This window comes from Herpetosiphonaceae bacterium, from assembly GCA_036374795.1.
Taxonomy (GTDB): domain Bacteria; phylum Chloroflexota; class Chloroflexia; order Chloroflexales; family Kallotenuaceae; genus LB3-1.
Genome location: DASUTC010000131.1, coordinates 1 through 1,044, shown reverse-complemented (window position 1 = coordinate 1,044; position 1,044 = coordinate 1). Strand labels below are relative to the sequence as shown.

Annotated in this window: 2 protein-coding genes; both read left to right on the top strand. The window is 64.1% G+C overall.

All coding sequences use genetic code 11. The features are described from left to right. Positions 1 to 841: hypothetical protein (locus VFZ66_09310; GenBank protein HEX6289376.1), on the top strand; the 841-nt coding region annotated here is incomplete at its 5' end. Positions 842 to 861: 20 nt separating this feature from the next. Beyond that, positions 862 to 1,044: hypothetical protein (locus tag VFZ66_09305; GenBank protein HEX6289375.1), on the top strand; the 183-nt coding region annotated here is incomplete at its 3' end.

Here is a 1,044-nt window from a genome sequence, read left to right as displayed (position 1 = left end):
GGACGACATCCGAAAGGCCTTCGCCACGTTCGACGTGCCGTCGCACACCCAGGAACTGCTGGAGATGATCCAGTTCTTTTTGAACATGGCCGATCAACTGACGAACCTGCCGATGCTGCTGCAGGGCGAGCAGGCCGCCGGCACGAGCCCGGAGACGCTGGGAGGCATGAAGCTGCTGGTGCAAAACGCCAGCAGTCCGCTGCGCGTGATCGCCAAGCAGTTCGACGACGACCTGATCGTGCCCCACCTGCGGCGCTACTACGATGCGTGCATGCAGGCGCCCGATGCGCCCAAGGAGGCCAAGGAGGGCGACAGCCAGGTGTTCGCCAAAGGCTCGGCCGTGCTGGTGCAGCGCGAAGAGGCGCGCGAGTTCCTGATGATGCTGTTCGCTGTGAAGGACGACCCGAACTTGCGCATCGACCCGGCCAAGTACATCGAGGCGCTTGGCAGGGCCAACGGCTTCAGCATGCAGTTGATCCAGTACACCACGGAAGAGTGGGAGAAGATGCAGGCTGAGGCGCCGCCGCCGCCCAAGGATCCACGCGTGGAAGCCGCCGAGATCCGCAACCAAGGGCTGCAGCAGCAGGCTCAACTGAAGGCTCAGGACGCTGCCGCGCAGCGCGAGTTCGATGCCCAGCAGGCCGCAGAGGATCGGGCGCTACAGGCTTTCCTGGCGCGCGTCGAAGAGAACATCCAGGTGATGGAACTGGCCGGCGATCAGCAGATCAGCATCAACGACATCAAGGCCATGCTCGCCAAGGAGGCCATGGCCAACCGCACGAAGCGAGACGAGATGGCGCTGAAGCTGGCGCCCGCCAATGAAAGCGGGCTCGGCATATGAGCCACCTCACGAAGCAGGACATGAACAGCACGGTGTCGGACCACTGGGTGGCCGACATCGACGAGGCCTTGGCCAAGGCCCGCTCCGAGTTGGAGGCGGATCTTGGCGAGAGCCTGTATCGAACAGCAAAGGTGCGCGGCAAGATCGCGGCCTTGCGGAATTTGCTGGCGCACGTGAGTGCCCTGGCAAACGGCGCGCAGCCG